This is a genomic window from Cryobacterium sp. BB307, assembly GCF_012274275.1.
Classification (GTDB): domain Bacteria; phylum Actinomycetota; class Actinomycetes; order Actinomycetales; family Microbacteriaceae; genus Terrimesophilobacter.
The window spans coordinates 231838-255907 of record NZ_JAANZA010000003.1 but is presented as its reverse complement, the minus strand read 5'-3'; the positions used below and the strand labels follow the sequence as shown (position 1 = coordinate 255907).

17 protein-coding genes are annotated in these 24070 nt (G+C 68.7%); 9 read left to right on the top strand and 8 right to left on the bottom strand.

Annotated features, from left to right (window positions below; all coding sequences use genetic code 11):
• Position 1: 1 nt before the first annotated feature.
• The gene (locus tag HGK58_RS12750) at positions 2 to 1021 is read right to left on the bottom strand and encodes an endonuclease/exonuclease/phosphatase family protein (RefSeq protein ID WP_168627989.1); all 1020 of its coding nucleotides are present in this window, start codon (positions 1019 to 1021) and stop codon (positions 2 to 4) included.
• Between the two features lie 41 nt (positions 1022 to 1062).
• On the opposite strand from HGK58_RS12750, the gene HGK58_RS12745 reads away from it, so the two are divergent.
• Positions 1063 to 1911, top strand: coding sequence for a PHP domain-containing protein (locus tag HGK58_RS12745; protein WP_168627988.1), 849 nt, complete (start codon positions 1063 to 1065; stop codon positions 1909 to 1911).
• A gap of 156 nt (positions 1912 to 2067) precedes the next feature.
• On the opposite strand, the gene HGK58_RS12740 is transcribed toward HGK58_RS12745, so the two are convergent.
• On the bottom strand, positions 2068 to 3483 hold the full coding sequence (locus tag HGK58_RS12740) for a DEAD/DEAH box helicase (RefSeq protein WP_168627987.1): 1416 nt from the start codon (positions 3481 to 3483) through the stop codon (positions 2068 to 2070).
• Positions 3484 to 3600: 117 nt separating this feature from the next.
• Between HGK58_RS12740 and HGK58_RS12735 the strand changes: the two genes are divergently transcribed.
• Entirely contained in the window at positions 3601 to 4320 is a 720-nt protein-coding gene (locus HGK58_RS12735) for a ferritin-like fold-containing protein (RefSeq protein WP_168627986.1), read from the top strand.
• A 126-nt stretch (positions 4321 to 4446) separates the two neighbouring features.
• Here the strand turns inward: HGK58_RS12735 and HGK58_RS12730 are convergent, their stop codons facing one another.
• Both HGK58_RS12730 and HGK58_RS12725 read right to left on the bottom strand, forming a co-directional pair.
• A complete protein-coding gene (locus HGK58_RS12730) occupies positions 4447 to 4737 on the bottom strand; it encodes a hypothetical protein (RefSeq protein ID WP_168627985.1) in 291 nt (96 codons plus the stop codon).
• Position 4738: 1 nt separating this feature from the next.
• The gene (locus HGK58_RS12725; RefSeq protein WP_168627984.1) at positions 4739 to 4963 is read right to left on the bottom strand and encodes a DUF3107 domain-containing protein; all 225 of its coding nucleotides are present in this window, start codon (positions 4961 to 4963) and stop codon (positions 4739 to 4741) included.
• A 93-nt stretch (positions 4964 to 5056) separates the two neighbouring features.
• Here HGK58_RS12725 and HGK58_RS12720 point away from each other — a divergent pair, with 93 nt between their 5' ends.
• Complete coding sequence (locus HGK58_RS12720; RefSeq protein ID WP_168627983.1) at positions 5057 to 8167, top strand: ATP-dependent DNA helicase; 3111 nt, start codon at positions 5057 to 5059, stop codon at positions 8165 to 8167.
• A complete protein-coding gene (locus HGK58_RS12715) occupies positions 8160 to 11372 on the top strand; it encodes an ATP-dependent DNA helicase (protein WP_349236222.1) in 3213 nt (1070 codons plus the stop codon). Before HGK58_RS12720 ends, HGK58_RS12715 begins: the two co-directional genes overlap by 8 nt.
• Positions 11373 to 11509: 137 nt before the next feature.
• Here the strand turns inward: HGK58_RS12715 and HGK58_RS12710 are convergent, their stop codons facing one another.
• Positions 11510 to 12352: a LysR substrate-binding domain-containing protein gene (locus tag HGK58_RS12710; protein WP_168627982.1), complete on the bottom strand. Its 843-nt coding sequence runs from the start codon at positions 12350 to 12352 to the stop codon at positions 11510 to 11512.
• Between the two features lie 86 nt (positions 12353 to 12438).
• Here HGK58_RS12710 and HGK58_RS12705 point away from each other — a divergent pair, with 86 nt between their 5' ends.
• Complete coding sequence (locus tag HGK58_RS12705; protein WP_168627981.1) at positions 12439 to 13749, top strand: MFS transporter; 1311 nt, start codon at positions 12439 to 12441, stop codon at positions 13747 to 13749.
• A 10-nt stretch (positions 13750 to 13759) separates the two neighbouring features.
• Here the strand turns inward: HGK58_RS12705 and HGK58_RS12700 are convergent, their stop codons facing one another.
• Positions 13760 to 14752 carry a phosphotransferase gene (locus HGK58_RS12700; protein ID WP_168627980.1) on the bottom strand — a complete coding sequence of 331 codons (993 nt, stop codon included), beginning with the start codon at positions 14750 to 14752 and terminating at the stop codon, positions 13760 to 13762.
• Positions 14753 to 14821: 69 nt separating this feature from the next.
• Here HGK58_RS12700 and nudC point away from each other — a divergent pair, with 69 nt between their 5' ends.
• A complete protein-coding gene (gene nudC / locus HGK58_RS12695) occupies positions 14822 to 15778 on the top strand; it encodes an NAD(+) diphosphatase (RefSeq protein ID WP_168627979.1) in 957 nt (318 codons plus the stop codon).
• Complete coding sequence (locus tag HGK58_RS12690) at positions 15775 to 17436, top strand: ATP-dependent helicase (protein ID WP_168627978.1); 1662 nt, start codon at positions 15775 to 15777, stop codon at positions 17434 to 17436. Before nudC ends, HGK58_RS12690 begins: the two co-directional genes overlap by 4 nt.
• Here HGK58_RS12690 and HGK58_RS12685 read toward each other — a convergent pair.
• Together HGK58_RS12685 and HGK58_RS12680 are read right to left on the bottom strand one after the other, a co-directional pair.
• Positions 17342 to 18229, bottom strand: coding sequence for a TOMM precursor leader peptide-binding protein (locus HGK58_RS12685; protein ID WP_168627977.1), 888 nt, complete (start codon positions 18227 to 18229; stop codon positions 17342 to 17344). The genes HGK58_RS12690 and HGK58_RS12685 overlap by 95 nt on opposite strands.
• A gap of 212 nt (positions 18230 to 18441) precedes the next feature.
• Positions 18442 to 19785 carry a zinc-dependent metalloprotease gene (locus tag HGK58_RS12680; RefSeq protein ID WP_168627976.1) on the bottom strand — a complete coding sequence of 448 codons (1344 nt, stop codon included), beginning with the start codon at positions 19783 to 19785 and terminating at the stop codon, positions 18442 to 18444.
• Positions 19786 to 19887: 102 nt separating this feature from the next.
• On the opposite strand from HGK58_RS12680, the gene HGK58_RS12675 reads away from it, so the two are divergent.
• Together HGK58_RS12675 and HGK58_RS12670 are read left to right on the top strand one after the other, a co-directional pair.
• A complete protein-coding gene (locus tag HGK58_RS12675; protein WP_168627975.1) occupies positions 19888 to 20988 on the top strand; it encodes a PDZ domain-containing protein in 1101 nt (366 codons plus the stop codon).
• A gap of 122 nt (positions 20989 to 21110) precedes the next feature.
• Positions 21111 to 23948: a UPF0182 family protein gene (locus HGK58_RS12670; protein ID WP_349236221.1), complete on the top strand. Its 2838-nt coding sequence runs from the start codon at positions 21111 to 21113 to the stop codon at positions 23946 to 23948.
• Positions 23949 to 24070: the final 122 nt, after the last annotated feature.

The following is a 24070-nucleotide window of genomic DNA, read 5'->3' as shown; positions in this document are numbered from 1 at the left end:
TCTATTCTCCCTCAGTGCGACTGAGCTGCACCACGATGGGGCGGTGGTCGCTGCCGGCATTGTCGACCGTTTGGATCACGGCACCGCCGGTCGCCCGCCAATTGTCGGTGGCCATCACGTGGTCGATGGGCGCGCCGACCAGCGCGGGAAGCGTGGTCGGCCAGGTTCCGACGGCGGCGTTGCCGGTGGCGTCGGCGCCGTTGTAGCACGCGCCGAGGTCGCCGCCATCCGGATGCCCATAGTTGCTGAAGTGGTCCAGGGTCGCGTTGAAGTCGCCCGCCATGATGACGTTGCTGCCGTTGCAGAGGTCGGCGATCAACTGCAGGTCTTCGCGCCAGTTCTGCAACTGGATGGTGGTGGGGGACACGGCGTGCACCGCGACGATCGTCGGGCCGTCGCCGTTCAGCGGGGTTGCAACCAGGGTCGGCAGCACGCTCGTCGTGCGCGCATGCGGATCGGACGTGTATTGGCCCAGCTCCACGCTGGTCAACAGCGACGTCGACCGGGCCTTCGAGATGAGGTCGTAGGCGAGCGAGTGCACCCACATCGGCCTGCCGCTGTCGCGCATGAGTTCGGCGACCGCGACCGCGGTCTGCGCGGTGGTTTCCGGCAGTGAGACGATGTCGGCGCCGGTTTCCAGCGCGACTCGTGCGATCTCCTCGGCGCCGGGGGCGTCGCCGAGGGTGTTCCAGGCGAGCACGGTGACGTCGCCGGGCTGCTTCTCCTCGAAGGCGGTGTCGCCGAAGCCGCGGGTGCCGAGCACCGCCGCCGAGATGCCGATGAAGAGGGCGAGCAGCGCCGACAAGGCCATGCAGAACCGGCGGGCGGCGGGCACGAGGAGCGCGACCAGGAGCAGCACCGCCAGACCGAGAACAGCGCACAGCCCAGCCAGCGCGCGCAGCGAGACGACCTGGGCGAAGAACGGCGCATCCTGCAGGCCGAACAGCTGTGGCCACGCGAAACCGAGCAGCACCAGGCCGACCACTGCGAGCACAACGGCGGCGAGAACACGGCGAATCATGGCCTCATGAGAGTACCGGTACGGCGACGTAGAGTTGCTGAATGCGGCAACCGATCGATCTGCATACTCACAGCAACGTCTCAGACGGCACTGAGACGCCTGCCGAGTTGGTGCGAGCCGCGATCGACGCCGGGCTGGGCGTGGTCGCCATCACCGACCACGATTCGACCGCCGGGTGGGAGGAAGCGGCCGCTGCGGCATCCGGCACCGGGCTGACCGTGATCCCGGGGATGGAGTTCAGCACCCGGCGAGATTGGATGAGCATTCACCTGCTCGGCTATCTCATCGATCCGGAGGACGTCGACCTGCGGGAGGAGACGCTGCGCATCCGGGAGTCGCGGCTGAAGCGCGCCGAGACGATCGTCTCCCGGCTGGCCGCCGACTTCGCGATCGAGTGGGCGGATGTCGTCGCCCAGACCACGGACGGGGCGACGGTGGGACGCCCGCACATCGCCGACGCGCTGGTCGCGCGCGGGCACGCGCTGGATCGCAGTGCCGCGTTCGAAGGCATCCTGCACCCCCGGCATGGCTACTCGGTGCCGCACTACGCGCCGGACCCGCTCGAGGCGGTGCGGATGGTGCGCGCGGCAGGCGGGGTGCCGGTGCTCGCGCATCCGGGGACGCGGGGAGCCCTGTCGGTCCTTGACGAACGCAGCCTCGCTGAGCTGGTCGACGCCGGACTGTTCGGGCTCGAGCTGCACCACCGGGAGAACACCGAGTCCGGCAAGCGGAAGCTCGCGCGCTTCGCCGAGAAGTTCGGGCTCGCGGTGACCGGGTCAAGCGACTACCACGGCGACGGCAAGCCGAACCGGCTCGCGGAGAACACCACAGAGCCGGAGGTGCTGGAGCGGATCATCGCCGAGGGCACCGGGTCGGCCCCGTTCGCCTGATCCGTAATTCGCGCCCGTACCGGACATCCGCGCCCGGCGCACCGGGTGCGTGCGTCCGGAGGTGCAGCGCCTGGGCGAACACGCGCCCCTGTCCGGAACTGCGCGCGCGTCCGGAACTGCGCGCCCGTCCGGAACTGGCGCGGTTGACGCGGCCGCCTACGCGGCCGGCGGAGTGGACTTGTCGCCGGACGGGCGGCGGCGGCGCTGACGGCGACGCGCTGGCGTCGTGCCGTCATGCGTTCCGGCACCCGGCTCCTTGGCGGCGGGCTGCTGCTCGGCCGGGCGTCCGCCGCGGGTGCGGTTGCGCTGGCGCGACCGTGCCGGGCGCTCGCCGCCCTCCGCGTGCTCGCGGGGCTGGCGCTCACCCTCCTCGCGCCGCGCCGGCGGCGTGTGCTTGAGGCGGCCCTTCGAGCCGGCCGGGATGTTCAGGTCCTCGAACAGGTGCGGAGACGACGAGTAGGTCTCCACCGGCTCCGGCATGCCCATGTCCAGGCCGCGGTTGATGAGCGACCACTTGTGCAGGTCGTCCCAGTCGACGAAGGTGACGGCGATGCCGGTCTTGCCCGCGCGTCCGGTGCGGCCGGCACGGTGCAGGTAGGTGTCAGGGTCATCCGGAACCGTGTGGTTGATCACGTGCGTGACGTCGTCGACGTCGATGCCGCGCGCCGCGACATCCGTTGCGATCAGGATGTCCTTCTTGCCGGCCTTGAAGGCGGCCATCGCCCGTTCGCGCTGCTCCTGGTTGAGGTCGCCGTGCACCGCCGCAGCGTTGAAGCCGCGGTCGTTGAGTTCCTCGACCAGCTTCGCGGCGGCGCGCTTGGTGCGCGTGAAGACGACGGTCTTGCCGCGTCCCTCGGCCTGCAGAATGCGGCCGATCACCTCGTCCTTGTCCAGCGAGTGCGCGCGGTAGACGATGTGGCGGATGTTCGCCTGTGTGAGTCCCTCATCCGGATCGGTGTGACGGATGTGAATGGGCCGGTTCATGAAACGACGCGCGAGCGCGACGATCGGGCCGGGCATGGTTGCCGAGAACAGCATGGTGTGGCGGGTCGGGTCGGTCTGCGCGAACAGCTTCTCGATGTCGCCGAGGAAGCCAAGGTCGAGCATCTTGTCGGCCTCGTCGAGCACCATCACCTTGACGTTCTTCAGGCTCAGCATGCGCTGGCTGGCGAGGTCGAGCAGGCGACCCGGCGTGCCGACGACGACCTGTGCGCCGTCCTTGAGCTGCTCGATCTGGCCCTCGTAGGCCTTGCCGCCGTAGATCGCGACGACCTTGGTGGGCCGATTCGATGCGGCGGTGACCAGGTCTTCGGCGACCTGTACGCACAGTTCGCGCGTCGGGACCACGACGAGCGCCTGCACGCCGGGCTCCGGGTCGGGGCCGAGCTCCTGCAGGAGCGGCAGGCCGAACCCGAGGGTCTTGCCGGTGCCGGTCTTGGCCTGCCCGATGATGTCCTGACCGCCGAGACCCATGGGAATGGTCTGCGTCTGGATGGGGAAGGGTTCGGTGATGCCGCGTGCGGCAAGGGCGTCAACCATGTCCTGGTCAACGCCGAGTGCTGAGAATGTCAAGTTATATGCCCCGTCTGGGTCGAAAGTTGCGCCCGTTTTCTCGTGGGGCACAATGGCCCCGTCCTAATTGGGGCCGGAGGACAGTCTACTCTGCACACTGCCGGTAGGCTGTGGCGAGTGGCGAAACGATTCCCGTGGCTTGGCAGGCGCAAACCGACGTCGCGACTTCGGCCCCGTCGCCACAGCGATCTTCCGGTCAACCGGGTTGACATCAGCGAACTGACGCCACCGCTCGAGCGCTACCTCGCTCACGCGGCATATATCCAGCTCTCGGTATTCCAAACCCTCGGCAAGGCGGTCGCTTCAGCGCCGACGACCAAGGCCAAAGAGGCGGTGAGCCGGGCGACATCGCTGATCCTGCAGCGTCAGCAGGCGATCGTCGTCGAACTGGAGCGACTCGGCGTCGATGCGGGCGAAGCGATGGAGCCGTACGCCACATCCGTCGACCACTTCCACAACCGCACCCTGGGCAGCGACTGGTACGAGATGCTCATGACCGCATATGTCTCGGCGGGCATACTCGACGACTGCTTCGTGCGGCTCGCCGAGGGACTGCACGGCGACTACCCGCAGCGGATGCGCACCATCCTTGGCGGGCAGGAGGACCAGGAGCTGCTCGCCACCGAACTGTCGGCCGCCATCGACACCGATCCGAAGCTCGCGTCGCGGTTGGCGTTGTGGGGCCGCAGGCTCGTGGGTGACACGCTGCTCATCGCGCGCTCCGCCCTCGCGCTGCCGGAGAACACCCTGACGACCGACGAGCGCCTCGAGCCGGTGTTCACCGAACTCATCGCCGATCACACGCGCCGGATGGATGACCTCGGCCTCACGGCCTGAGCGCCTCGCGCGGGTTCGTCCGCGCATCCGGAATTCCACGCGCGGGTCGAACACCCACGCGCTGGTCGAATTTGACGCGCGCGTGGAAGGTGCACCCGCGCGAGCCCCATACGTTGGGGGGAAGCGTTACGGGCGGCTGAGGCGCTCGTAGAGGGCAGCGTCGCCCCGCTCGCGCGCCTTCGGAAGCCAGAGCGCGACGAGCACAGAGGCGATGGTGCCGGCCGCGAGGCTCGCCACCCAGATCCAGCCGCCGTCGAAGGTCAGCCCGACCCAGGTGAGCGCCGCCCAGACCGCGCCGGAGACGGCCGAGCCGATCGCCGGGAGCAGCAGGATGCCGTACGTGTCACGTCCGGGCAGCAGGTAACGCAGGATGCCGCCGATCGACGCCCCGATCACCATGACGAACAGGAGTTCCATGTCAGGCGACGAATCCGACGCGACGTGACGCCTCGGAACCGACCTCGACGTAGGCCAGTCCGGCCACCGGGATCAGGAACTCGCGCCCCCTGTCATCGGCCAGCTTGAAGTACTTGGCGTCGGTGTCGAGCGCGGTCCGCACGATCGATTCGATCTCGGCCGCGGGCTGGTTCGACTCGAAGTTCAACTCTCGGGCGCTGTTGATGATGCCAATGCGAATCTCCACTCGCCCAGAGTACGACAGATTCGCATCCGCCCGGCTCGCCGTTCGTTGTCGGCTGAACCGGTCGTGTCGCCGGTGTCCGTTACCGTTGCCTGCATGACGGTCACTGGCTTCGTGCGCTCGGTTTCCCGACCCGTCGTGCCGGAGTTGGATGACAGCCAGCGAGCCGTGGTCGGGCTGCCGGATGCCGCATCCGCCGCGATCCTCGGGGCGCCGGGCAGCGGCAAGACCACGACGCTCGTCGAAGTGGTGGCCGACCGCGTGCTGAACCGCGGCTGGGACCCGTCGCAGGTGCTCGCGCTCGCCTCGAACCGCACGGCCGCGACCGCCCTGCGCGACCGCCTCGGAGTACGACTCGCGGTGCCGACCCGCGGTCCGCTCGCACGCACCGTCAACTCGCTGGCGTACGACATCGTGGCGAGCTCTCGCCGCGCAGCCGGGCTCGAACCGCCTCGGCTGCTGACCGGTGGCGACCAGGACAGCGACATCGCCACTCTGCTCGACGGCCACCTGGAAGACGGCACCGGCCCCGATTGGCCCGAGCTCCTCGGCCAGCCGGTGCGGCGTCTGAGGGCCTTCCGCACCGAGCTGCGCGAGTTCATGATGCGCGCGACCGAGTACGGCGTGCCGCCGAGCCGACTGCGCGCGATGGCGGCGGCGCTCGAGCGGCCGGAGTGGGCTGCGGTCGCCGAGTTCATGCACGAGTACGCCCAGGTGATGGGCGGCGCGCGCCCAGACCAGCTCGACTCGGCCGAACTCGCGAGCGCCGCGAGCGCGATCCTCGCGGCAGACGACCCGGGGGAGCTCGCATCCGGGCTGCGGCTGGTGCTGGTCGACGACCTGCAGGAGGCGACCCGCTCGACGATCAACCTGCTGGCCGCGCTCGCCGCGCGCAACATCGCCATCATCGCGTTCGGAGACCCGGATGTCGCGACCAGCGCGTTCCGCGGCAGCGACCCGACCGTTCTCGCCCGACTGCAGCCGCTGCTCGCTGTGGACGAGTTCAGCACGCTCACTCTGTCCACGGTGCATCGCCAGGGTGGTGCCCTCCGATCCTTCACGAGCGCCATCACCGAGCGCATCGGCAGTGCAGGCAGCTTCGCGCAGCGCAAGGCCCAGGCGGCCGGGGCGGACTCGCCAGAACCGGTCGTGAAACTCGAGGCGCCGACCTCCGGGCGGGAACAGGCGACCATCGCCCGCATCCTCCGGGAGCAGCACCTCCTGCACGGCACGCCGTGGAGCGACATGGCCGTCATCACCCGATCCGGAGCGGCCGTCCCCGGTCTGGCGCGAGCTCTCGCGCTCGCGAGCGTGCCCACCCGCACCGCGGTAGGCGGCACGCCGCTGCGCGACGACCCGACCGCTCGCAGCCTGATCGCGGTCGTCGACATCGGCATCGGCAGGTCGCCGCTCGACGCCCAGGTGGCATCCGACCTGCTGCTCGGCCCGTTCGGCGGCCTCGATCGGATCACCCTCCGCCGGCTTCGCTTGGCGCTGCGGGCGGAGGAACTCGCCGGTGACGGTCGCCGCTCGAGCGACGAGCTGCTCATCGAGGCGCTGTCGGCGCCCGGGCGATTCGCGACCATCGACCACCGCATCGCGCGCCGGGCGGAGCGGATGGCGAAAACCCTCGACGACGTGCGCACTCAGGCCGCGGAGGGCGCGTCGATCGAAGAGCTGCTGTGGCATGTCTGGGAGCGCAGCGGCCTCGCCGACGGCTGGCGTGCCCAGGCGCTCGGGGCGGGGGTCATCGCAGCCGAGGCGAACCGGAACCTCGACGGGCTTCTCGCCTTGTTCACCGCCGCGCGCCGGTTTGTCGAGCGGCATCCGGAGCTCGGCCCGTCCACCTTCCTCGACGGTGTGCTCGACGCCGAGGTGCCAGAAGACACCCTGTCCCCGCAGGCGGCCGCCGATTCGGTGCTGGTCACGACCCCGTCGGGCGCTGTCGGCCTCGAATTCGAGATCGTCGTGGTCACCGAGCTGCAGGATGGCGGATGGCCGAACCTGCGCATCCGAGGCTCGCTGCTGCACCAACAGGAATTCCTTCGCGCGCTCACCGGGCTCGACGGCGTGACCATCGACGAGCGTCGGGCCGTGCTCGATGACGAGTTGCGGATGTTTGCGCTCGCCGTCTCCCGCGCCCGCAACAGGGTCGTGCTCTCGGCCGTGGCGAACGAGGACGAGTCGGCGAGCGCGTTCCTCTCCCTAGCGCCGAGCGACGCGGGGCTCGCGGACATCCGGGCCATGCCGCCGCTCACGCTGCGTGGCATGACCGGCAGGCTTCGCCGTGAGCTGACCTCGGGGCTCGACCCGCGGGTGCAGGCCGAGGCAGCATCCGCGCTCGCGCGACTCGCGGCGGAGGGTGTGCCCGGCGCGCATCCAGATCAGTGGCAGGGTCTGCTCGAGCCGTCCACGACCGAGGCCCTGTTCGCCGACGACGAATACGTCCGAGTGTCGCCGTCCCGCTTGGAGGCGTTCGAGCAGTCTCCGCTGGACTGGTTCATCGACTCCATCTCCGGCTCGGAGCCGAGCACCGCGATGGCGATGGGAACGATCGTGCACTGGGCGATGGAGACCACCGCCAACTCGACCACTGAATCGGTGTGGTCGGCGATCGAGAGTCGCTGGAACGAGCTGCTATTCGAGGCGCCGTGGCTCGCCCAGCGGCAGAAGCGCCTGGCCCGCGACCTCGCCTCCGCCGTCGCCGAGTACCTCGGCGACTTCGACCGCGACGGCAAGCAGCTCGTCGGTGCCGAGAAGAGCTTCACCCTGCACATCGACCGGGCGCTGGTCAGCGGGACCATCGACCGGGTCGAGCGGGCGTCGGATGGGAGTGTAGTGATCGTCGACCTCAAGACCGGCAGCCCGGAGACGTCCCAGACCAAGATCGACGCGCATCCGCAGCTCGGCGCATACCAGCTGGCCTACCTGTCCGGGCAATTGGACGACGCGCTGGCCGGGTTCGGTGCGCACACCAGCGGCGGCGCGAAGCTGCTGTACGTGAAGGACGGCAAGGGCGGCAAGTCGTATCGGGAGGGCATTCAGGCGCCGCTCACCGAGGAGCAGCTTGAGGGCTTCCGGGAGCGGATCCGGCTGGCCGCGATAGGCATGACGGCAGCCGAGTTCGAGGGTCTGGTGGAGCTCGACGAGTACCGAAGCTCGCCGGCCCAGCGGCTGCACCGGGTCAGGGCGGTGACCAGTGACTGATATTGACGTGACCATCGTGGCCGACGGCCAGCATCCGGTGGCGCTCTCCGCCGACCAGATCGCCGACGCGCTCGGCCAGCCGCGCCCGACCGCCCAGCAGCGCGCCATCATCGAGTCACCGCTCGAGCCTGCGCTGGTGATCGCGGGGGCAGGCAGCGGCAAGACCGAGACGATGTCCAATCGTGTGCTCTGGCTGCTGGCCAACGGCAAGGTGCAGGCGGGGGAGGTGCTCGGCCTCACCTTCACGCGCAAGGCAGCGGGGGAACTGGCCGCGCGCATCCGCACCCGCATCGGGCAACTCGCCGACAAGGGTCTCGTCCCGCACAGCTTCGACCCGCTCGACCCGCCGGTGGTCGCCACCTACAACGCATTCGCGAACTCGATCTACAGCGACCACGCGGTGCTGATCGGCCGGGAAGCGGACAGCGCGGTGCTCGGTGAGGCGTCGGCGTGGCAGCTCGCCCGGTCGGTGGTGCTGGGCAGTGACGACGAGCGCCTGCCTGATCTCGAGCGCAACGTCGACCCTGTGACCAAGGCGGTGCTCGCCCTCAGCAGCGCGCTGAGCGAGAACATCGCCGACCCCGACGAGGTTCGCGCGTTCGCCGAGCGGTTCGCCGCCCTCGAGGAACTGCCCAACGGGACACGCTTCGACTACAAGGATGCGGTGAAGTTCATCCGCAATGTCGGCGCGCTGCCCGTCCTGCTCGACCTGGCGAAGCGGTTCGCAGAGGTGAAGCTCGAGCGCGGCTTCGTGCAGTACTCCGACCAGGTGGCGCTCGCGCTGGAGATCGTCCGCCGGGTGCCGAAGGTGCGCGACGAACTGCGCGGGCGCTTCAAGGTCGTGCTGCTCGATGAGTACCAGGACACGAGCACGGTGCAGACCTGGCTGCTGTCCGAACTGTTCGCCGGGCACGCCGTGATGGCGGTCGGCGACCCCAACCAGTCGATCTACGGATGGCGCGGTGCCAGCGCCGCGAACCTCGAGTCGTTCGGTGAGCAGTTCACCGGCGATGCCAGTTTCGGCCAGTTCGCGCTCAGCACGAGCTGGCGCAACGGGCACCGCATCCTCTCCGCGGCGAACACGCTGGTCGAACCGCTCGTGGCGGCCACCCGGGTGCGGGTCGAGCCGCTGACGCCGAGCCCGGTGGCAACGTACTTTCCGATCGAGTCGCTGTTCGTCGAGGACGTCAGGCAGGAAGCCGACGCGGCGGCCCTGTGGTTGAAGGACAAACTCGCGACGTCGGACGGCGCGAGGCCACCCACGGCGGCGATGCTGTTCCGGGCGCGCGCGACCCAGCGGTTCTTCATCGAGGCGCTGCGCAGACGCGGTGTCCCGTTCCACGTGCTGGGCATAGGGGGACTGGTGGCCGAGCCGGAGATCGCCGACCTGGTGTGCGCGCTGACGGTCATCAGCGACCCCAGCGCGGGATCCGAGCTGGTCCGCCTGCTTGCCGGCGCGCGCTGGCGCATCGGGGTGAAGGACCTGCACACGCTCAGTCGGGTTGCGTCCTGGTTGCGCGCGCGTGACCTCGCGCAGCAGCCGTACGACGACGAGACCAACCAGAAGCTGCGCGCATCCGTCGCCGAGGGGGAGGGCGGGTCCATCGTCGACGCGCTCGACTTCGTCGCGACCGCAACCGACGGGCACAGCCAACTCGCCGCCTTCAGTGCGGCCGGGTTGGAGCGGCTGCGCGACGCCGGCCGAACGCTGGCCGCGTTGCGCTCGCGGTCGACCCTCGACCTGGTCGACTTCGTCACACTCGTCGAGCAGGAACTCATGCTCGACATCGAGACGACAGCCAACGAGACCCGCCCGCTCGGTAACGCCAACATGGAAGCGCTCATGGGCGCGCTGCACGACTACCTTTCGGTGAGCGAGGTGGCCGGGCTCACCGGTTTCCTGGCCTGGCTTCGCGAGGCGGAGTGGCGTGACGGCCTGTCGCCTCGGCCAGAGGAGCCCGAGCCGGGAACGGTGCAGCTGCTCACCATCCACGGTGCGAAGGGACTCGAGTGGGACCACGTGGTCGTGCCGCGACTGGTCGAGGGCGACCTTCCCTCCCGGTCCAAGGATGGCTACAACGGCTGGCTCGCGTTCGGAAACCTTCCGTATGAGTTCCGGGGTGACGCGGCGGAGCTGCCGATGCTCGACTGGCGCACCGCGACGACCCGCAAGGAGATCAGCGACGCGTGCAAGGCGTTCAACGCCGATGTTCGCGAGCACAGCGGCCTCGAGGAGCGCCGGCTCGCGTACGTTGCTGTCACCCGCGCGCGGCACACGTTGCTGCTGACCGGTTCGTTCTGGTCGACCGGCTCGAAGAAGTGCGAGCCGAGCCGGTTCCTGTGCGAACTCGCCGAGCGCGGGACAATCGGGCAGTTGCCCGACGCGCCGGAGAACGACGAGAACCCGCTCGGCGACGAGATCAACCTGATGGTGTGGCCGCTCGACCCGCTCGGCGGCCGGCGACCGACGCTCGAGCGTGCCGCCGACCTGGTGCGCGCGGCACGGCCGGGCGCCGCCGGCCAATGGGAGTCGTACCTGGACCTGCTGCTCGAGGAGCGACGCCGGCTGGAGCAGGCGGGTGGGCTCACCGAGCTGCCGGTCCGCATCTCCGCGTCGCGGTTCAAGGATTATGTGACGGACCCGGCATCCGTCGCCGAGGAACTCCGCCGACCGATGCCCGCCCGGCCGTACAGGGCGACCAGGCTGGGAACCCTTTTCCACTCGTGGGTGGAGGAGCGCTCCGGCCTGGGGGCGGCCAGCGAACTCATCGACTCGCTCGATTTTGGACTGGACCCGGATGACGTCGGCGTCGAGCAGGAGCAGCTGGCGCGGCTGCAGGAGATTTTCGAGCGGTCGCCGTTCGCGAGCCTGAAGCCGGTGGAGGTCGAGCGCGAGCTGCACCTCCCGTTCGAGGACCGGATCGTCATCTGCAAGATCGACGCGGTCTATGAGCAGGACGGGCGGTTCCGGGTTGTCGACTGGAAGACCGGGAAGGCTCCGAAGTCGGCCGAGGAGCTGGAGCTGCGGCAACTGCAGCTCGCCCTGTACCGGCTGGCGTTTGCCCGCTGGAAGGGCATCGACCCGTCGCTGGTGGATGCGGTGTTCTACTACGTGGCCGATGACCTGATCCTCGAACCGGACCGCCTTTTCGACGAGGAAGAGCTGCGCGCCCTCTGGCGGCGCACCACCCAGCCGCCTCGCTGACCCCGGTGATCGAGCCTGCCGAGATCCTCCCTCGTTATGCAGGACTTTCTACCCAATCTGAGCCCAGGCCTCAACAAACGCCCTGCGACATGGCTGGATGTCCTGCACAACGAGGAATGTCCTGCACAGGGCGTCCCCTAGGCGCCAGCGCGCATGATCGCCGCGGTCAGCGCCTCCACCGCGTCGGTGGCCGCCTTCGGGCCCGCCACCAGCGCGAAGTCGATATCACCCAGCTGCGGCAAGTCCGCGCCGCTCGGCACCTGGACCAGGTCCGACGGGATGAGCGACTGCGGAAACACCGCGATGCCGATGCCGGCCCTGGTGGCAGCGAGCGCGCCGTTGACTTCCTTGACGTTGCAGGTGATGCGCCAGGTGCGGCCGTTGTCCTCGAGCGCCTGAATGGACAGCTGCCTGCTGAGACTCGGCGACTGGTACACGATGAGCGGCAGCGGCGCATCCGGGTCGATTGTCACGCTCGGATGCATGACCCACACCATCCGGTCTCGCCTCACCAGCCGGCCGACCGTGCTGCCCGGTTCCTGCTTGACGAAGACCAGGTCCAGCTGGCCGGCCTGCAGCCGGCGCATGAGTGCTGAGCTCTGACTCACCGTGAGCTCCAGGTTGATGTGCGGGTAGAGCTGCCGGAACTCTCGCAGCACCTGGGGGAGTTGGGTGAGCGCGAGGTCGTCGGCCGAGCCGAACCGGAGCCGCCCGCGCATCGCCGAGCCGGTGAAGTAACTCGCGGCATCGTCGTGCGCGGCGAGGATCGTGCGCGCGAACCCGAGCAGAGCGTCGCCGTTGTCGGTGAGCCGGACGTCGCGGGTGTCCCGCGTGATCAGGTGCCGGCCTGCGGCCTTCTCCAGCTTCCGGATGTGCTGGCTCACGGTGGGCTGACTCAGGCCGAGCAGCGCGCCGGCGTTGGTGAAGCTGAGGGTCTCCGCAACGGAGATGAACGTCTTAAGCAGCACGGGATCGAACACGCGCGTCCCCCCTCATTACGAAACACAATGCGACTTATAACCACGATAACGATGATCAATGATCGCGGCCAGCATACGGTGGGGTGATGGCACCGGATCACGACCTCGACGAGGCCGCGACCGCGCCGATCCCTGTGCTGACCCAGCGCCCGCAATGGCGGGACACGTTCAGTTCGCTGCGCATCCACAACTACCGGCTCTACGTGACGGCCCACGCCATCTCGACGACATCCGGCTGGGCGATGCGAATCGCCATCGACTGGCTCGTCTTCGAACTCACCGGCAGCGTGCTGCTCGTCGGTCTCGTCGTCGCCCTGCAGTTCGGACCGACCCTGCTCTTCGGCCCGCTGGGCGGGCTCATCGCCGACCGCTTTCCGAAGCGGCGGCTGCTCGTGATCACCCAGTCCAGCACGGCTGTCGCGAGCGGCGTCCTCGCGGCGCTGACGCTCCTCGAGGTCGTCACGGTCGTGCACGTGTTTGCGATCACGCTCGTGCTCGGCCTGCTCGCGGTGGTTGAAGGGCCGGCCAGGGCCGTGTTCGTCACCGAAATGGTCGGCAACCAGCGGCTCGGCAACGCGATCAGCGTCAACGCATCGATCTTCCACCTCGGCGGGATGCTCGGCCCGGCGATCAGCGGTGTGCTGATCGCCCTGGTCGGCGCCGGCTGGTCGATCGGCGTCAACGTGCTTGCCGCGGCGGTGGTCGTGATCACCCTGCTGAGCATGCGCGGCTCCGAACTGCTGCCGACCGTGGTTGCGAAGAGGGCCAAGGGTCAGATCCGTGAAGCGATTCGCTACGCGAAGCGCAAGCCGACCATCATCTGGCCGATTCTGATGCTCGCGTTCGTGGCGACGTTCGGCATGAACCTCCCAGTGCTTCTCGTCGCGTTCGCGGACGACGTGTTCGATTCCGGCGCGCCCGGGTACGGGCTGTTCAGCTCGGCCGCGGCCCTCGGCGCATTCGCCGGGGCGCTGCTCTCCACCCGGCGCACCGGCTACCGGCTCCGGATGATCATGCTCGCCGCGGGCGTGTTCGGCATCATGCTCGTCGGTGCGGCGATCTCACCGACGCAGCTCTTCTTCGTGTTCTTCCTGGTCGGCATCGGCGTCTGCAGGCTCTTGTTCGCCACCACTGCGGAGTCGGTGGTCCAGTTGTCGTCGAACCGCGCCATCCGGGGCCGTGTCACGTCTCTCTACGCGATGGTGCTTCTCGGTGGGCAGGCCATCGGCGGTCCTGTCACGGGGTGGATCGCGAGCGAGTGGGGTGTGCGCGCGGCGACGCTCGTGGGCGGACTCGTCCCCACCATCGCTGCGATCGTCATCGCCGCGGTGCTGGCCCGGTCGGGTCGCCTGGCGCTGCGCTTCAGCGCCGGGTCGCTGACAATTCAGCCCCGCTGATTGGCGGGCGCTACGCCTGCCGGCTGTCCAGCAGCCGCTCCACCTCGTCGACCGCCAGCACCGGCATGGTCTCGTGCGTGAGTTTCTGGCTCATGTCGCCCTGCACCCGGTCGAGGAGGTTGTGCAGCATCCCGACGGCGTCGTCGACGATCTCGGTGCTGCGCACCTGGGTGCCGTGCAACAGCCACTTCGCGAGCTCGAGCTCGGCGTAGAGCATCGCGCGCATCCCGAGTTGGCGATCACGAGTGCCCCGCGCCAGCTGGTAGGCGTCGATCGCGCTGTCGGCGACTCCCGGATGCGGTGAGCCGAGCAGCCAGAACAGGTCGCGGGCCGGATCGCCGACGCTGAGCGCCTGCCAGCCGAGGAGCCCCGTGACCGTCGACCCCTCAACCAAGAAGGAATCGGCGGTGAGCGCGCCGTTGACCACCGCCGGGGCGTACTGCCAGAGCGCGCTGTCCTCTGTTGCGGTCTCCCAGCGGGAGAGGAGCGCCGCCGGCACCAGCCCGGTTGCCGAGGCGCGGTCCATGATCGTCGTCACGGTGCGTAGCGCGTCGGCCGGGGTCAGCACGGGAAGTCCGGCATCCGCCACAAAGCTTGTGGGGAGCGCATGGATGGCTGCGATCGCGCGTCCGATCGATTCGGCGAGGCCCTCACCGGCCGGAATGTCGCCGAGCCCGATCTTGCGGCCCCGCACGAACTCGTAGACCACGGCCCGGGTGCCGCTGATCGGCGTCTGGCCGGCGTAGGTCGTCACATCGAAAGGCAGCCGCCCGCGAACCCCGGCGCTCAGCGCGCGCAACGCCACGAGGTCGGCGGATTGCTCCGCTTCGGCCCGTTCCGACGTGGGCAACCGGATCATCCAGTACCGGCCGTCGGCACCCGAGATGAGCGCCGACTCGTAGTCACCGTGCACTCCAGAACCGACCGCGCGGGCACCAGAGACCTCAAGGCCGGGCACCGCCGCCGTCGCGAGCGCGGCTAGAGTGAGATGTGATCTGGCCATAGTCACTTCAGGGTAGGTCGTAGCCCGCTGGCCGCGGCCCAACGCCACGCAGTTACCAGCTTTCACACGATGGGTCACACCGAATTGCTCCCACCGACGCCGCGTCTGACGAACCTCCCGCTCGCGCGCGGCGACATCGATCGTGACAACCCGTCTCGGAGCAACCCGGAGCTGCTCGGCCAGCTCATGGCGGATGAGCGCACCAGGGTTCTCGCCATCTCGCGCGCACGCGGTCTGATCGCCGAGGATGGGCCGAGGCTGCAGCTCTTGCCTCCCGCCGAGATTCCGGATGCCGCGGTGCTGGTCTACCTGGGCCGCTCGATCGCCGAGAGGGATGGCGACCCATCCGGCACACCGCTCGTGGCGGCAGTCCTCGCCGACGAGATCGCCGCCGACTTCGCCCCGGACGAGCGCTGGGGCAGCTTGCGCGCGGTCGGCGCGGAGCTCGACCACCGCGACGCCGGGCTGCTGGTCGAGGCCGTCGCCATGGCGCACTGGCACAGCAGCCACCGCTTTTCGCCGCTGACCGGACAGCCGCTCACGCCCGAGCAGGCGGGCTGGGTGCTGCGCAGCGCAGACGACACGATCGAAATCTTCCCGCGCACCGATCCGGCGGTGATCGTTGCGGTGACGGATGCCGACAACCGCCTGCTGCTCGGCTCGAACGCGCTCTGGGAGGTGAACCGGTACTCCCTGCTCGCGGGCTACGTCGAACCGGGCGAGTCGCTTGAGGCAGCGGTCGCCCGCGAGGTGTTCGAGGAGTCTGGCGTGCGCGTCATCGATCCTGTCTACTTGGGATCGCAGCCGTGGCCGTTTCCGCAGTCGCTGATGATCGGCTTCCAGGCACTCGCCGACCCGAACCAGGACTGGGAGACAACGGCGGACGGCATCGAGATCCTCGACCTGCGCTGGTTCACGCGGGACCAGCTGCGGGACGCGCGCGACATCATCCTGCCCGGCCGCACCTCGATCGCCCGCTCGATCATCGAGCACTGGCTCGGCGAGCCGCTCGGGGACGACCGGTGAGCGCCGCGCTCACCGGTCTCGACGACGATCAGCGGGCCGCGGCCGAGGCCCTGCTCGGGCCGGTCGTGCTGCTGGCCGGAGCGGGCACCGGCAAGACCCGCGCGATCACCCACCGCATCGCGCACGGAGTTTCGACCGGCGTGTACTCGCCCAAGCGGGTGATGGCGCTGACCTTCACCAACCGCGCCGCAGCCGAGTTGCGCGGCAGGCTCCGGCACCTGGGCGCGGGCGAAGTGTCGACACGCACGTTCCACTCGGCGGCGCTTGCCCAGCTCAACTTCTTCTGGCCGGATGTCGTGGGCGGCACCATGCCGCGCATCCTGGAGGGCAAGGCTCGCCTGCTCGGTCAGGCAGCGGAGACGCTGAAGCTGAAGGTCGACACCGCGGCGCTGCGCGACCTCGCCGCGGAGATCGAGTGGCGCAAGGTCAGCGGTCTGACCCTCGACCAGTACGCGGAGGCCGCGCGCGGCAGGGCGCTGCCGCCATCCGTCGGCCCGGACGGCGCGGTCGAGCTGCAGCGCACCTACGAGCGCATCAAGGACGACCGCCGTCAGCTCGATTTCGAAGACGTGCTGCTGGCCTGTGCCGGGATGATCGACTCGGAGCCGCGCGTGGCGCAGCAGGTGCGCGAGCAGTACCGGTTCTTCGTCGTCGACGAGTACCAGGACGTCTCGCCGCTGCAGCAGAAGCTGCTTGACCTCTGGCTCGGTGACCGCCGCGACCTGTGCGTGGTCGGCGACGCCAGCCAGACGATCTACTCGTTCGCGGGCGCAAGCCCGTCGTTCTTGCTCGGCTTCCAGCGCAAGCATCCGGATGCCACCGTGGTGCGTCTCGAGCGCAACTACCGGTCGAGCACCGCGATCGTCGCCACCGCCAACCGGCTGATGCACGGCCGTCCCGGTTCGCTCGAGCTGCACAGCGTCGCCGACCCGGCCGGCGCGGTGGAGCCGACTGTCGAGTCGTTCCAGTCGGATGCCGCGGAAGCGCGGGCGATCGCCGCGAGCATCCGGCAGCAGTTGGATGCGGGCGAGCGGGCGCAGGACATCGCGGTGCTGTACCGCATCAACGTGCAGGCCTCCATGATCGGAACGGCGCTCGACGACGCCGGCATCAGCTACCACTTGCGCGGTGGCGCGCGATTCTTCGACCTGCCGGAGATCAAGCAGGCGCTCATGATGCTGCGCGCCTCGGCCGTGGCGGGCAGCCCTGAGCCGCTGTTCAAGACGGTCAGCGATGTGCTGCGCTCGCTCGGCTGGACGCAGGTGCCGCCCGAGGCGCGAGCCGTGCGCGACCGCTGGGAGGCGCTGAACGCGCTCATGACCCTCGCCGATGGCAAGCCGAAGGGCACCAGCCTGCGCGCGTTCGCGGACGAGCTGTTCGAGCGGGCGGCCGGGCAGCACGAGCCGACCCGGGAGGCGGTGACCCTCGCGACACTGCACTCGGCCAAGGGCCTCGAGTGGGACACGGTCTACATTGCCGGGCTCACCGAGGGGCTCGTGCCGATCAGCTATGCGTCCACCGAGGATGCGATCGACGAGGAGCGCCGGCTGCTCTACGTCGGCATCACGCGGGCACGGAGGCGGCTGCACCTCTCCTGGGCGCGCGGGGAACGGCGCCGCGAGCGGCAGCCGTCCCGGTTCCTCGCCGAGTTGCGCTGATCGCGTCCACACCGGCGCATCCGCAGTCCGGATGCCTGGACCAGGCCTGATAGTGACGCTCGCCGGTGGCGGCGTCGATGGTCACCGAGGTGGCGGTGCCGGGTCGGCCCGCGGCGAAGCGGTTCAGCACCAGCCGGGCCGCGGTGCTCGCGGCTTCGGCCGCCAGCATCGCCGTTTCGGCGAGGCCGCGTTGGCCGAGCAGCTGGGAGGCGATCGCAGGCCAGGCGGGATCGGCATCAGCGCGGTGACGCTCGAGGCAGTGCAGGCACGGACCTAAGCCGGGTTCGATCAGCGGGCCGACGCGCACGCTGGTGTCGCCGAAGACGACCGGCAGGTGCGGGATATCGCGCCGGAGCCACAGCCCGTGGAGCTCCGGCTCGAGCACGAAGTGAGCGAGCGCGATGGCGGCGTCGGCCTTGCGCGCGGCGAGGCCGACATCGCTGCCGGCCACTCGGGGGCGATGCCCGGACTCGGCGATCAGCGTAGCGATGGCATTGGCGGTCGGGCCGGTTCCGAGCACGGTGATCGACCGCGTGACGGACGGTTGTGGCTTGGGCAGCAGCGCCGGTTGGACGGCGCTGAGGAACCGCTCAATTCGCAGTTCGGTGTACCCGGCTTCAGCGGCGACGACGCTGATGCCACCGCGGGTGGCGCCGAGCGTGAGCGAGTAGAGCATGCGCTCCTCGGCGAGCGGCACATGCTCGAACGTGACCACCGGCCGGTCGATGCCGAGCTGGGCGCTGTCGGGGCTGCGCCAGACGAGGGGGAAGCGGGGATCCAGTCGTAATGTCATGCGGCCATGATCCCCGCGCGCCGCGTCGCCCATCCGAATCCATCCACACACTCGTCGGGTCGGGAATAGTTGCCCTTATGGGTGACCATATTTGGGCATCTACTCCCGACTCGATGCTCCGCGCATCCGGATGCTCCGGCGTGCTCTTCGGGTCGGGAGTTTCGCCCGCTTTGCGCGCTAGTTAGCGGGCATACGTCCCGACTCGATGAGGGCTACTCCTTCGGACGGTCCGGGTTGTCGTCGCCGAGCAGGTCGGCGATCGCCTGATCGACATCGTCGGGCTCTGGGGCGGGGCCCGTGATGCGCGCGATCAGTGCGGCGGGGTCGTCGATGTCTTCCGCGGTGGGAATCAGGTCAGGGTGCGACCACAATTCGTCACGCTTCTCCTCGCCGACCGCGTCGGTGAGCTGCTGCCACATCGCGGCCGCCTCCCGCAGCCGCCGCGGCCGCAGTTCCAGCCCGATGAGGGTCGAGAACGCTGACTCGGCGGGGCCACCGGATGCGCGCCGCCGGCGCACCATCTCCGCGATCGCGCCGGACTTCGGCAGGCGGCTGGTCGCGGTTGCAGTGACGACGTCGACCCAGCCCTCGACGAGGGCGAGCGTGGTCTCCAGCCGTGCCGCCGCGGCCAGCTGCGACTCGCTGCGCGGCTCCAGCAGTTCGCCGCTGCGCACCGCGTCCTGAAGCGCTTCCGGGCTGGTCGGGTCGAAGTTCTCGGCGATGCGCTCCATCATGTCCTGGTTGATCCGGTTGCCGCGGACGATCTCGGTGATCGACGTCAGCACCTGAAGCCGCAGCCAGCGCGCGTGCCGGAACAGCCGCGCGTGGGCGAGTTCGCGCACCGCGAGGTAGATGGAAACCTCCTCGGGCTCGACATCGAGCCCTTCCCCGAACGCCTTCGCGTTCTGCGGGAGGATCGCCGCCTGCTCCGACGTGTCGGTTCCGCCGAGCAGCGGGATGCCGATGTCGCCTCCGGACACGGCCTCGGTCGAGAGCTGCCCGACGACCTGGCCGAGCTGCATCGCGAACAGGGTGCCGCCGACGCTGCGGAACATCTTGCTCGCCCCGGCGATCATCTCGCCCATGTCCTCTGGCGCCTGCTCCTGCAGCACCTCGGTGAGCGCATCCGCGATGCTGTTCGCGACCGGTTCGGCGAGCTGGGTCCAGACCGGCATGGTCGCCACGACCCATTCGGTGCGGCTCAGCAGCTTCGGGGTGACGGAGAGCTCGGAGATCGAGGTCGCTTCGTCGAGCCATAGCGCGGCGATGTGGAAGGCCTGCAGCAGGCGGTCCCGCTCATCCGGCAGCGACGGCTGGCGGCCGCGTTCGGCGACGGCCTTGCCCTGCTCTAGCGAGAGCGACCAGTTGATGCCGTCGCCGCTCAAGTCGAGTGCGCTCTGGAACTGGCTCAGCAGCTGCTGCACCACCGCAGGGTCGTCGCCCAATCCGGCGGCGCGCGCCAGCTCGCGCGGGTCGATCTCCGAACCGCCGCTCAAGAACTGGCGGAGGAGGTCACGGAACTCGTCTTCCGGATTCTGATCCGGTATCTCAGGCATGAAAACTACGCTAGTCCCCGGTCCGCGGACGCGTCTGAGATTTGACCTAGGCTTGACGTCCAGTTGTGCGCCCGTGGCGAACATCCGCGTGAAAGGAAACCTGTGGCCCTCTTCGCCGACGACGGTTACGTCCCCGGGCGCAGCCGACGAAGCGGTCGGATCGGCTCGTGGCTGATCGGAGCCGCAGTGTTCGGCACCTTCCTGCTCGGCCTGGTTCCCGCCCCGTACGTGATCGAGCAGCCGGGGCCGGTCTACGACACGCTCGGCGACGTCAGCATCGGCGGCGAAGAGACGTCGATGATCGAGATCCCGGAACAGCAGACCTACCCGACCGACGGTTCGCTCAGCCTGTTGACGGTGCGCACGCATGGGAGCCCGGATGCGCTGCCCAACTGGTTCGAGGTGGTCACCTCCTGGTTCGACCCCAGTCGCGCAGTGAAGCCGGTCAATGAGGTCTATCCGCCCGGATTCTCGGTCGAGGATTCCAACGAGAGCGGCCGCATCCAGATGGAGAACTCGCAGAAGAACGCCGTCGCCGCAGCGCTCACCTACCTGGGCCACGAATTGCCGTCCCGCATTGTCGTGGCCGGCTTCTCTGACGACTCGCCATCCGAGGGCATCCTCGAGAACGGCGACCAGATCATCCTGGTCGACGGTGAACCGGTGCGCGATGTCGATGCGCTGCGCGAGGTCATCGCCGACGTCGGCAGCGGCAACCCGCTGGAGCTGACCATCGTGCGCGACGTGGAGACCAAAGAGGTCACCGTCACTCCCGAGGCGAGCCCGGATGACGAGAAGACACCGGTCATCGGGGTCTTCCTCTCCATCGAGTACGACTTCCCGTTCGATGTCGACATCCAGCTCGAGAACGTCGGCGGTCCGAGCGGCGGACAGATGTTCGCCCTGGGGATCATCGACAAGCTCACCCCTGGCGAGCTGACCGGCGGCGAGGAGATCGCCGGCACAGGAACGATCGATGCGGATGGTGACGTCGGGCAGATCGGCGGCATTCGTCAGAAGATGCACGGCGCCCAGCAGGCCGGGGCGAACTGGTTCCTGGCACCGGTGGAGAACTGCGACGAGGTCGTAGGGAACATTCCGGACGGGCTGACCGTCGTCGCGGTGGACACGCTCAAGGATTCCGTCGCCGCCCTGGAGGCAATCGCATCCGGAGACACCGCCGCACTTCCCAGCTGTTCGTAGCCCAGAGGCTGAATCGCGCTCGCTCCCGGCGGGTACGATAGCTGTACCCCCTTCACCCAGGAGATGCATTGACAGCAACGCAAGCCAGGCGCCCGTCTGCCCGCCGGTCGAGAACACCCCTGGTGGTGTCCATCGTCATCATCGCAGCGCTGGTGATCGCGTTCTTCATCTTCGCGGGCATCTACGCCGACTGGCTGTGGTTCCAGCAGCTGGGCTTCCTCAACGTGCTGACCACCCAGTGGATCGCAGCCGGTGTCATGTTCGTCATCGGGTTCCTCGCCATGGCCGTGCCGGTCTGGGCGAGCATCGAGATCGCCTACCGCTGGCGGCCCATCTACGCGAAGCTGAACTCCCAGCTCGACCGCTACCAGCAGGTGATCGAGCCGCTGCGCCGGCTTGCGATGTACGGCATCCCGATCGTGCTCGGCATCTTCGCCGGCGTCTCCACCTCGTCGCGCTGGGAACTGGCGCTGCTGTGGCTCAACCGCACGCCCACCGGGACGACCGATCCGCAGTTCGGCCTCGACGTCTCCTTCTACCTGTTCGAGCTGCCGTTCTACAGCGCGGTGCTCGCGTTCGCCTCCGCAGTGGTGCTGATCAGCGTCATCGCGGCGCTGGCCACCAGCTACCTCTACGGGGCGATCAGCTTCAACGGCCGCGAGGTGCGCATTTCCCGCACCGCGCGCATCCAGCTCGCCGTCCTGGGCGCGATCTACCTCGCGCTGCAGGCGCTCAGCATCTGGCTTGACCAGTACCAGACTCTTGTCACCAGCACCTCCACCGACCTGATGACCGGTGCGTCCTACGCTGACGTCAACGCTGTCATTCCCGGCCGGGCGATCCTCGCCGGCATCGCCGCCCTGGTAGCCGTGCTCTTCATCGTCACCGCGGTCATCGGACGCTGGCGCCTGCCGATCGTCGGCACTGCACTGCTGATCGTCAGCGGCATCCTGATCGGCACCGCCTACCCGACGATCATCCAGCGCTTCCAGGTCGAGCCGAGCGCGCGTTCCCTCGAGGCCGAGTACCTGCAGCGCAACATCGAAGCGACCCGCGCCGCGTACGGTGTCGACAACGTCGAAGAGATCCACTATCCAGCCGAGACGGATGCCACGCCGGGCGCCCTGCGCGAGGATGCGGCGACGACCGCCAACATTCGCATCATCGACCCCGCGCTGATCTCCGACACGTTCCGCCAGTTCGAGCAGGTGCGGCAGTTCTACCAGTTCTCCGAGCACCTCGACGTCGACCGCTACACGATCGACGGGCAGACCCAGGACACCGTGATCGCCCTCCGCGAGCTCGACCAGAGCGGCCAGAGCTCGCGCGGCTGGTACAACGACACGATCGTCTACACCCACGGCTTCGGAGTCGTCGCGGCCTACGGCAACCAACGCGCGGGCAACGGCCTGCCGGTGTTCCTCGAGTCGGGCATCCCGAGTGTCGGTGAGCTGGGCGACTTCGAAGAGCGCATCTACTTCGGCGAGCACTCGCCTACCTACTCGATCGTGGGGGCGCCGGATGGCGCGACACCGCTCGAGCTTGACTTCCCGTCGGGCGGCGAGAACGGCACCCAGAACGCCACCAACACGTTCGAGGGTGACGGCGGTCCGCAGCTCGGCGGCATCCTGAACAAGCTGGTATACGCCATCAAGTTCCAGTCGGAGCAGGTGTTCCTGTCCTCCGCGGTGAACGACGAATCGCAGATCCTCTATGACCGCGACCCTAAGACGCGCGTGCAGAAGGTCGCCCCATATCTGGACCTCGACAACGACCCGTACCCGGCGATCGTCGACGGCAGGATCGTCTGGATCGTCGACGGCTACACGACCAGCGACCAGTACCCGTACTCGGACATCCGGTCGCTCAGCGAGTCGATCGCGGACACTTACACGCCGCAGCCGGTTTTCCCGATCGATGACGTGAACTACATCCGGAACTCGGTGAAGGCCACGGTCGACGCCTACGACGGTTCGGTGACGCTCTACGCGTGGGACACCGAGGACCCGATCCTGCAGACCTGGCAGAAGATCTTCCCGAACACGCTCGAGCCGATGGAGAACATGAGCGACGAACTTCTGTCGCACGTGCGCTACCCGGCGGACCTCTTCAAGATGCAGCGCGCCGTGCTCGGCACCTACCACGTCACCAACAGCGACACCTTCTACTCGGGTGACGACGCGTGGATCACGCCGAACGACCCGATCTCGGACCCGCAGGCGCCGACCCTGCAGCCGCCGTACTACCTCACCATGCAGGTGCCAGGCAGCGATGCTCCGGCGTTCACGATCTACTCCACCTACATCCCGGATGCGGGGGAGCAGGCCAGGAACGTGCTCACCGGCTATCTGACCGCGAACGCGGATCCGGGACCGGACTACGGCAAGCTCACTCTGCTCACGCTGCCGAGCCAGGACACCGTGCCTGGACCGGGTCAGGTGCAGGCCCAGTTCGACTCTGACGACGTGGTCGGCCAGCAGCTGAACCTGCTGCGACAGGGCCAGACCGACGTCATCAGCGGAAACCTGCTGACGCTGCCAGTCGGTGGCGGCCTGCTGTACGTGCAGCCGGTGTACGTCGAGTCGACCGGTGACACCAGCTACCCGCTGCTGCGGAAGATCCTCGTTGCCTTCGGTTCGGAGATCGCGTTCGAGGACACCCTCGACCAGGCCCTCGACGCGCTGTTCGGCGGCGACTCGGGTGCGCCGGCCGGTGACGAGAATGTCGACGAGAACGAGGCTCCGCCGACGGATCCGAATGCGCCGGAGCAGCCGACGCCTCAGCCGCCGACCGCTGACAACCCCGAGCTGCAGCAGGCGCTTCAGGACGCCGTGCAGGCGCTCCGTGACCGCGAAGCCGCCTACGCCGCCAACGACCTGGTAGCGGCAGCGCAGGCCGACCAGCGCCTGCAGGATGCTCTCGGACGGGCGATCGCGGCATCGGACGCCGGCGCCCAGTAAGCAGCGACCGCCGCGCATTTGTGCGAGCGCGCGGGCTAGATCCCGTGCGCTCGCACACTTCGGCGGCGCTCGCTCGCGTGGTCGATCCGATCAGCGGTCTCCACGAGTGTGCTAGGGTTGAC